8 protein-coding genes and 1 pseudogene are annotated in these 10,095 nt (G+C 42.8%); 8 read left to right on the top strand and 1 reads right to left on the bottom strand.

Annotated features, from left to right (window positions below; all coding sequences use genetic code 11):
* Positions 1-71 precede the first annotated feature (71 nt).
* From U2P89_RS11755 to U2P89_RS11790, 8 genes and pseudogenes are all read left to right on the top strand, one after another.
* Positions 72-461 carry a T9SS type A sorting domain-containing protein gene (locus U2P89_RS11755; RefSeq protein ID WP_322191479.1) on the top strand — a complete coding sequence of 130 codons (390 nt, stop codon included), beginning with the start codon at positions 72-74 and terminating at the stop codon, positions 459-461.
* Positions 462-516: 55 nt separating this feature from the next.
* Positions 517-5,604: an RHS repeat-associated core domain-containing protein gene (locus U2P89_RS11760; RefSeq protein ID WP_322191480.1), complete on the top strand. Its 5,088-nt coding sequence runs from the start codon at positions 517-519 to the stop codon at positions 5,602-5,604.
* Between the two features lie 122 nt (positions 5,605-5,726).
* A complete protein-coding gene (locus tag U2P89_RS11765) occupies positions 5,727-6,104 on the top strand; it encodes a hypothetical protein (protein WP_091908893.1) in 378 nt (125 codons plus the stop codon).
* A gap of 166 nt (positions 6,105-6,270) precedes the next feature.
* A pseudogene (locus U2P89_RS11770) lies at positions 6,271-6,439 on the top strand (RHS repeat domain-containing protein); the annotation flags it as partial.
* A complete protein-coding gene (locus U2P89_RS11775; protein WP_322191481.1) occupies positions 6,412-7,332 on the top strand; it encodes a hypothetical protein in 921 nt (306 codons plus the stop codon). The pseudogene U2P89_RS11770 and the gene U2P89_RS11775, both read left to right, overlap by 28 nt.
* Positions 7,326-7,742 carry an energy transducer TonB gene (locus tag U2P89_RS11780; protein WP_322191482.1) on the top strand — a complete coding sequence of 139 codons (417 nt, stop codon included), beginning with the start codon at positions 7,326-7,328 and terminating at the stop codon, positions 7,740-7,742. The genes U2P89_RS11775 and U2P89_RS11780 overlap by 7 nt, the downstream gene beginning before the upstream one ends.
* 116 nt (positions 7,743-7,858) lie before the next feature.
* Positions 7,859-8,287, top strand: coding sequence for an energy transducer TonB (locus U2P89_RS11785; protein WP_322191483.1), 429 nt, complete (start codon positions 7,859-7,861; stop codon positions 8,285-8,287).
* 359 nt (positions 8,288-8,646) lie between these two features.
* Positions 8,647-9,420 (top strand): RHS repeat-associated core domain-containing protein, encoded by a 774-nt coding sequence (locus U2P89_RS11790; protein WP_322191484.1) that lies wholly within the window; start codon positions 8,647-8,649, stop codon positions 9,418-9,420.
* A 153-nt stretch (positions 9,421-9,573) separates the two neighbouring features.
* On the opposite strand, the gene U2P89_RS11795 is transcribed toward U2P89_RS11790, so the two are convergent.
* The gene (locus tag U2P89_RS11795) at positions 9,574-9,882 is read right to left on the bottom strand and encodes a helix-turn-helix domain-containing protein (RefSeq protein ID WP_322191485.1); all 309 of its coding nucleotides are present in this window, start codon (positions 9,880-9,882) and stop codon (positions 9,574-9,576) included.
* Positions 9,883-10,095 lie beyond the last annotated feature (213 nt).

The raw sequence follows: 10,095 nt of genomic DNA on the forward strand, positions 1-10,095 counted from the left end.
AATGAGTAATTAACACTACAAAAGAATATATTCATGAATAAAAAAATTACACTGTTTGTTTTTCTCTGTCTGTGCGGATCTTCTCTTTTTTCCACATCCGTCAATCGCGGAGAGTCTGCCGATCCGAAAGTTATTACCCTGAAAGAACAGGAGAACCCCGGAGTGCTTCCGATTCGGAGAACCCGGCCGACACGGTCTTCTTCGAGGAGACTCTCGATGATACACAGGTCAGGATCTATCCCAATCCCGTTGAAACACAGATGACCATCCGGGTTTCCGGTTACGCCCCCTCCATGCAGGGTGAATATTCTCTTTACAATATAACCGGGATCATCGTGGCAAAACGGCGCATCACGGGCGAGACGACCCTTGTCGATATGGGCAGGTACCCCAAAGGGATATACATCCTGCATATTATTCTGAATGGTCAACCCACTGCCTGGAGGGTGATCAAGAAATGATTTGTTGATTTGCCGGTTCAATAATGATAACCCATTACTTAAAAAACACATGCGTATGAAAACATTTTACACTTTGAATAGAAATCTTCCGCTCTGTTTATTGCTCGGCATCAACCTGTGGGTTTTGCCGGGAACGAAAGCGTTTTGCCATACAGGCAATGATACGATACCAAAAACGGGGCATATACATGTCTGTACGGATGAATCGTGCGACCATGTACATTATAATGATTCGGGATTCTTTGTTTCCAATAACTTATATGATAAACAAACCGGATATACCATTGAACCGGAAGTTTTAGGCGAAGGTGATACTCTTTACCATTATAGGTTTAAAGGGTTTGTGCTGGACGATATTAAGTCAGGTGTTCCTGCCTTGATCTCCAATGCAGACAAAGTGTTGAAAAATAAGTATATGCAGGAAAACGGTGCTGTGGTTGAGTTATCTGCGCAGGTAATGTCCGTCGACCAAAGTAAGTCTGAGGGGAAAATCGATTTTACTGAAGGAGTTACCCCTTCGGGAGGGAAATTCTATTCCATACCTGTTCCGACGGCACCTGTTGCGTCATCTGCACCTCAGATAGCATTGACTTATAACAGTCAGGCCGGCAATGCATCTTCATCGGGATGGAAAGTCTATACGCTGAGCGGCACTTCTTTTACAGCCCTTCCATTTTCCTCATCCCTGACAAGGACGGAATTCTACAGGAACGAACTGATTGGCGACCTTAATGGCGATGGAATGGCCGATATCCTGATCCCCCCTGTCAACTCTTACCAGGACAGGACGTACGCTCCCATACCTGTCTGGGCACCCAGTATGTGTTATAATTGTGGTACACCTCATCCTATTATCAATGAATATTCGCATAATTGCAGGAAATGCAGCTACGATGTTACTAATTTCGTGTCTATCTATAATTTATATTGCAACGAGTGCAATTCGAGTTTGCAGTCATGTCAAGGATACGGTACACCCTATAATGTGGATGATGCCTGCTGTCCGACACACGGGAGGAGTGTTTACAAAGAGGTTGACCTTGGTTATGTTGATAACGGGAACACATGGACTGTGTATTTGTCCACCGGCAAGGAGCATGTGAAGAGCACTCAATCCGTAACAAATGCGGAATCTGGGGAGACCTATTTTCTGATGGATGTCAACGGTGACGGGAAAAGCGACCTGTTGCGATTGAAAAATAACCGGGTAAGAGCATTCCTTAATAGACATGGTATAATACAAAACACGGCTACCGGAAATGAAGTCACGGTTACCGCGAATTCGAAGATATTACCGGCCAATGTGGTGGAATTCCGCAATTCCAGCCATTTTATCACTATTGAGGATGCTTATGTGAAGTGTTACCGGTTTACCAAAGATGAAGGCAAAGATAAGCTCCTGACCGGTCTTACCGACAGTTACGGGATGCAATATATGAATGACTACAGCAATATGGTGGAGAACGATAACTATATCACGTCATCAATCAGCAGATCCTATCCTTTTTTCTCTTTGATCGCTCCCTTGAATCTTTTGCGTACGTCTAATATTTATATGGATAATTATCGTCCCGTCAAACAATATTACTACACCTGGTATGGTGCTGTAGCACATAAAACCGGGCTTGGATTCTCGGGGTTTGAGAAGGTGAAGACTATTGAATACGTACAAAATATCACGGTTGAGGAAGAACGTGATCCCTTATTGTTCGGCGTAACGATCAAAGTCGATTCACCTTTCGGTACGGCCAATTACTACTATACCCGTAACGAAGGAAGCAACAGAAAATGCAATCCCCGGATGACCTCTTCCAACGAGACCGACAAGTTGACTGGCGTATATACATACGCCAGTTACCAATACGACACGTATAACAACCCCACGAAGATCACCCTGAACATCGGCTCGGGGTCGGGGATCACCCGGATAACCGACCAAACATACGACAATATTATCACCTCTGCCCGGTACCTTATCGGCCAGCCGTTGACCACGACCGTGACCAACACCCGGGGCGGTGCTTCGTGGATCCATAAAGAAGCGATTACCTACAATAGCGCCCGCCTGCCCGCAACACGGATCACCCACGCGGGGACAGGCGGCAACCAGAAAACCGGTGAAACAAAATGGGAATATGACGCCAATGGGAATCTAACCTCCGAAAAGTCGGCACCGTACAACGTTACCGAGTTTCTCGGCAACACGTATACCTACGATCCTTCAGGCAGATATATCGCTTCCGTCACCAACGCATTGCTGCAAAAAACGGATTATTCCAATTACGATAAATACGGTAATCCAAAAACCATTGAGGATCATAAGAGCCGGATCACTACCCGCGTTTACAATGAATGGGGGCAGTTAACCTCCGTGGCATATCCCGACGGGACTTCTGAAACCACCGAAATCGATTGGGGTGGTGCAGGGCTGTACACCATCACTCATACCGTTACCGGCCAGCCTGCCACCGTTGTCCATTACGACGCGCTGGGCAGGGAGATCCGCAAGGGCAACCAGCGTTTCGACGGCAGTTGGCAGTATGTGGATAATGCTTACGACAACAAGGGACGACTGGAAAAAGTATCGCTTCCGTTCAAGGGCTCGTCGCCCTCGTATTGGAACACCTATACCTATGACACCTATGACCGTCCGACCAACCTTACCGAAGCATCCGGTAAAACCGCCACGTGGAACTACAACGGGTTAAGCGTGACGGAAACCCGCAACGGGATAGCTGTCACCAAGACCGCCGACGCGTCAGGCGCGCTGATAAGCGTGAGCGACCCGGGCGGAACCATCACCTACACCCTGCGCCCCGACGGACAACCGTCCTCCATTACCGCTCCCGGCGGGGTGATCACATCCTTCGGATACGACGCCTTCGGGCGGCAGACATCCATCGCCGACCCCAGCGCCGGAACACAAACCTTCAGCGACAGTTACACCTCGGCAGGCGTATTGACCCGTACAGTAAAAGATGCCAACGGTAAAATTATTCGTTCGATATTTAAAAGAGACGGAAGAATTGAGCGTGTAGAACGCCCGGAATTCACTACCTCGTATGTCTATAAAACTACCGACTTATCGCTTTTAGAATACGAGAACTCTACCAATGGAACTCGTATTGATTACACGTACGATTCATTTGACAGGGTACAAACATTAAAAGAAACCGTGCCCGACGGCAAGTTCCTGCAAAAGACCTACGCTTACGCCACCGGCAATGTCTCGTCCGTGCAGTACGAAACGCAAAACGGAACCATCGGTACGGAGAATTTCACGTATGCCTACGGGCATAATACAGAGATAAAACTGAATAATACCACCAGTATCTGGAAGCTTACCGAGGAAAACGCCCTGGGGCAGCCCACCAGGGCCACCACCGGCACCATGGCGCGCACCTACGGCTACACCGCCTTCGGGCTGCCCACCGGCCGCACGGCGGGCAGCATACAGAGCTTTACCTATAACTTCGACGTGCAGAAGGGCAACCTGCTCAGCCGCAAAGACAACAGGCACAACAAGACCGAGACGTTCGGTTACGACCACCTGAACCGCCTGAGCAGCATGGGCGGGCAAACCCTATCGTACGCCGCCAACGGCAACATTACGCAGATGCCCGGCGTAGGGACACTGGCCTACGGCAATACGTCGAGACCTTACCAGGTTACCATGTTTACCCCCACGGGCACGGCTGTGCCCGTAAGGGAGCAAAGCGTTACCTACACCTCGTACCAACGCCCAAACAGCATTACGGAGAACGGCTTTAACGCCGCCTTTACCTACAACGCCGCGGGCGACCGGGTGAAGATGCAGGTAAAACAGAATAATAACGTTATCCTTTCGCGCTACTACATCGGCAAGCAGTACGAGTTGGATGTGGAGAACAACATCGAGCGGCTCTACCTGGGTGGCGATGCCTATTCCGCTCCGGCAGTTTATGTGAAAGAGAACGGAAGTAGTTGGAAAATGTATTATATTTGCAGAGACTATTTAGGCAGTATCACGCATATTGCCAATAGTGATGGTTCTTTGAAAGCCGAATATAGTTACGACGCCTGGGGCAGGTTGCGCAATCCCGCCACGCACGCGGCGTATGCTCCGGGCAGCGAGCCTGTTCTGTTCCTGCGCCGTGGCTACACCGGGCACGAGCACCTCTACTGGTTTGGGCTTATCAATATGAATGCGCGGCTTTATGACTCGGCATTAGGCAGGTTCTTAAGTCCCGACCCGTATGTGCAAAATCCATTCATGACCCAACACTACAATCGATATACTTATGCGATGAACAATCCATTGGTCTATATCGATCAGGATGGGGAATTGGCAAATTGGATTATCGGTGCAATTATCGGAGTTTTTTTCTATGCAAAAGCAGCTCACGACAATACACCAAAAGAAAACCAGGGAAATCCATTAAAATGGAACTGGCTTCCATGGAACTGGGGAAAACCGGACGAAGTTGTGTTTCATTTTGGTTCAAATACGGACGGTTCGGGAATGTACGGTGGTATATCAGCCGGAAAAGCAGGTCAACCACAACCGATGGTTGGTTATAGCAAAGATAAAGGACTGGGTATGGGGTACCATCATAATGGGAATTCGAACATATATTATCCACAATATGATTATAATAAGCCGGAGAAAGGGGTGGAAAATGCGATTATTCAGGTTAGGAATGAATATAATTCAAAAAAATCAATTAAAAATTGGATGAAAGATCACTTTTACACATCAGCTCAAGGCGAGATTTCCTATGGAGTACAAATAGCAGGTTCTTTAGATAAAGGTGTTGGAATAAATATTTCACCGGTTCATGATATTTTAATAGAAGGCAATCTCAGTAATAAAGAAGCGCCTAATTTTTATTTTGAAGGAGAAGGAAGTATAAGGAAATTGTTGGATTTGGGGGCAAGCTATTATGCCGGAGTTAATTATAGTCAATCTATTGACTTGTCTTCGCCCCAATATCCATTTAAAACTCATACAATTGAAGTTGGAGCATTTGGAATATTCGGAGCAACCTTTAACTTTTATGATGATTGGAGTTTTAGAAGTGGATTTTTTGGCTTAGATCTTTCCGGAAAAATTGCTTTGGGATGGGGTGCTTCTGGATCTCTAAAATTAGGTTTTATATACTAATTATAATTTTATGTATTGCAATGAAAAGACTATCAAGCAGAATTACTTTCTTATATAAATATATTTTGCCGTTGTTCAATATATGTATTATTATCGTATGTTGTATAGGAGTAATAATAAATATGGTTAACGTAGAGAAAATGATGCCTTTTTTAGTAGGATTTATTTTTTTTCTAATTATACAGATTATTCTTCTTCCATTACTAAAACTACGGGATGTTTTTTATAATGAAGAAATAACAATAATACAAGATTGTAAAAAAAGGAAAGTATTCAAGAATTATGAGATAAAAAGGATAAAAAGACATTTCTTTTATTTCTATATAATTGAGTTTTTAAATGACGAATTGAAAAAAGTTTTGTTCTTTCCTCATATTTCAGGGGTCTTCTTAAAATTTGGATTCAAACCGAAAAGTATCAAGCATTATGAAGAATTATTAAAGCAAACTTATTTAAAAAGTAATACTCCCAATCAAAATAATGCTCCTAATGGCAAATAAAAAGAAAAACAAAAAGTTAAGAGCTATCCCGTAGTGGCGGGGTAGTTTTCCCACCCGTCTGACCGCTTTGAGCGGTCAGACGGATTGGCAATCCAAACACTATGACCGAAAACGGCATTACCGCCACTTTTGCCTATAACTCCTAGGGGGAGCCGAGAGGAGCTGGTTCGGGTTGATCAACATGAACGCCCGCCTCTACGACCCCGCGCTGGGACGCTTCTTATCGCCCGACCCGTATGTGCAGATGCCGGATTTTACGCAGAACTTTAACCGGTACAGTTACTGTTTGAACAATCCGCTGGTGTATGTGGATGAGACAGGAGAATTTATTTGGTTTATCCCAAATATAAGTTGGAGTAGGAAAGGTGGATTAAGTATTGGTTTTTCGGTTGTTTTTGGCATACCGGGTGTTGCAAGCGTACAAGCCGGTGTCGGTTATAATTTCAAGAATAGCGATTTTAGTGCCTATGCTGGTGCCACGGCAGCCTTTAATACATTATATGCCTCATATTCTACGAATAGTGGTTTTAGTGTAGGGTGGTCGGCAGGATTATCCCCTCAAATGGGATTTCCAATAAGTTCAAATTTTACAACAGTAGGAGCAAATTATAATATTTCACATAATGTATGGAGTGGAAATGTTTCTGCATGGACAGTTGATAAGACGGGCTGGACATTCGACCCAAGTCTCTCAGCGATGGTTTTTCCAGAAAGGACAACCAATTTCATGAGAGGGCAGGGTTTTAGAAATAATAATCAAGTGTTGAAGCGCTTTGTCGCAAATGGACAGTATCAAAAGGCGTTGGATTATTTTGGGTTTGAGGGAACTTATGATCCAGATAAAAAATCAAAAAATTATGAAGCAGATGGTTATTGGGGGGCAACTCATCCGAAAACAGGTGAAATTTCATATGGACAATACGCGTTCGAAGACTATGCAACTCTTTATGCAACATATATGAAAGAATCCTATAGTTCGAAGAATATAAAAGCAGGAAAATCAATAGCTCAACTTCCTGAAGATTTACGAGGACTTGGAATAGATACATACCTTGAGGAAATTAATGGATATGTTTATGCATATAAAAGACAGGGACTTTATCTGGGAAATAAATTGCCTTGGCAAGGTGTTGAATTTTATCAAAGTCAACTCTCTTTATTTGGTGTTAATTATTCAAGTTATCCCAAAAGATTTCAATTCATATATAAAATTCCGAGAAAATGGTAAAAAAAGTATTTATTCTACTACTTGTTCTGTTATGGGGTACATTTTTGCATAGTCAAAACAATGACTCGACCTATAATAACGAGTTAATCACGTATATTGAATCGGCACCATTATTTAAAGGGTGTTTAACCAAGTTTATTGCAGACAATATAAAATATCCTAAAACAGCCCAAAAGGATTCTTTGGAAGGTACGGTCTTTGTATCTTATTGGATTAATGTTGATGGATCTACCATAGATCATAAAATAGAAAAAGGTATAAGAAAAGATTTGAATACCGAAGCTCTGAGGGTAGCAAAGCTGATTCATTACGAAAAGCCGGCGATGCAAAAAGGAAGAGCAATCAAGGTAAGATATGTTGTCCCTGTTAAATTCAATCTATCTGCTTCCTCGTGCAAACCTCTTATTTAAAATGATGAAACAACTGTTTTCAGTTCTCTACAAGCAAATTTTTATTGGTTTAATGCTTATGAAACCAATTTGATAAATAAAAGATGGTGGCATTTCATTTACAAAATCCCGAGAAAATGGTAAAAGTAGCTATTTTAATTATAAGCTTTACAACAATAATTGTTGCAAATGCCCAAAATATATGTGATACTTGTAATATTATTTTTGGAGAGCCTCAGGAACTTCCAGAAATAAAGGATATTAATAAATTTATAAATGAAAATTTAAGATATCCTGAGAGTGCAAAAAAAGATAGAATAGAAGGGAAAATATTTGTGAGTTTTTGGATAGATACATTGGGTTATACTTCGGAGCACAAAATTACAAAAGGAATTCGACCTGACTTGGATGAGGAGGCTTTACGAGTTGCCAGACTTATTAAATTTGATAAACCTGCAATAAATAGAGGCAAACCGATAGGAATTTGTTTTCAACTTCCAATTACGTTTAGGTTAACCCACATAGGTAATTCTCAATTAAATAAAGCGACGAATAGGAGACGGTAGAGAAGAACGACTATAACGCTACATTTACCTAACAATGCCACAGGTGACCGTGTAAAGATGCACCTTAAACAAGGATCGAAGATGTATTGACACGACAATATATCGGCGGGCAGTATGAAATAGACACCCAAACAAATGTAGAACATCTTTTTAGGGGGCGACGCCTATTCCGCCCCTGCGGTATATGTAAAGGAGAATAATGTTTGGAAAATTTACTATATTTGCCGTGATTATCTCGGCAGTATCACCCATGTGGCCAATGCCGACGGCTCTTTGAAACAGGAATTGAGTTACGACGCCTGGGGCAGGTTGCGCAATCCCGCCCGCACGCGGCGTATGCTCCGGGCAGCGAGCCTATTTTGTTCCTGCGCCGCGGCTACACCGGGCACGAACACCTCTACTGGTTCGGGCTTATCAATATGAATGCGCGGCTTTATGACTCGGCATTAGGCAGGTTCTTAAGTCCCGACCCATACGTGCAGATGCCGGATTTCACGCAGAACTTTAACCGGTACTCCTACTGTTTGAACAATCCGCTTGTTTACATTGATCCATCCGGTGAATGGGCTATAATTGATGATATAATAGGTGCACTTATTGGCGGGGTAATAAATTGGGTTGGGAATGGATGTCAATTTAACTGGAAAGGATTAAGTTATTTTGGTGTTGGTTTGGTCGGAGGATGGGCTTCTCTTTATATGTCTCCGGCGGGAGGAGGAGCCCTGATGAGCGGGATGAATAGCGTCGTAAATCAGGGCTTTGGAGCTGATGGCAAATGGAATTGGAATAATATTAAACTTGACGGAATCCTTTTTGATGCAGCAATCGGAGGAGCAACTGCCGGTATAGGTTCGAAAATATCAGGAAAGCTATCTCCTTATATCAGCAAATATACTTCAAAATTAGGAGGCAAGGCTGTTCAGGAAATGGCAACCCAAGGTTTGACAAGTTCCGCCACCGGGTTTACGCTGTCTACCGGAGCATCTCTGCTGGAAGGAGATGATATGGAAACAGCCTTAGGCAAGGGATGGGTTGGAGCTAAAAGCGGGTGGATAGCAGGTTCAATAGGTGGTTTTGGGCATGGATTGAGACAAGCTGGTAAAGCAGTAGAAGATTTGATTTTTATCCGTTGAGTAACAGATATTTATCGGAAAGAAAAAGAGCAATGGGTAACGATATAGAAACGAGCGAACTACTTTCGTCTGCTTTGATTTACATCGCTTCAAATAACTCTTTGGCAAAGTTAAAACTTATTTCTGAAATAATAAAACAGCTCTAAATATTATTTATTTTGAAGTACTGAAATATTGCAAAGGAGAAGCTCCAACAAAAGATTTGAAGTCCCTAAACAAATGGCTTTGGTCATAGTAACCATTTCGAACTGCTGTTGAAAGATAATTTTTATCTGAATTTTCGGTCAAGTCGAAATACATATGGATAAACCGCTGTATGCCTACATATTCTTTAGGGGTTAATCCAATGTGAGTTGAAAATTTACGTTCAAGCCATTTGTAATTTGCTCCAATCTTATTACTGACATCAATCACAGATACTCTTCCCTTTTGTTCTTTTATAAGTCTTACCGCCTCGTTCAATAGGGCTATAGGATAATTGGAAAGCTCTGAATCCTTAACATAAGATTCTATTTCATTGATTTTATCATCAATACTGTTTGCTCGGAAAACGGATAATACTAACTCGCTTCCTTTTGTTTTCAGTATTTCTTGAATAGCTACAATGCATTTATTCTTATATGATTATCCGCAGTTATTCCTAAAGAATTTAGCGGGAAAAAGTTATAAATAAGT

It is taken from the genome of Proteiniphilum sp. (genome assembly GCF_034331125.1).
Classification (GTDB): Bacteria; Bacteroidota; Bacteroidia; order Bacteroidales; family Dysgonomonadaceae; genus Proteiniphilum; species Proteiniphilum saccharofermentans.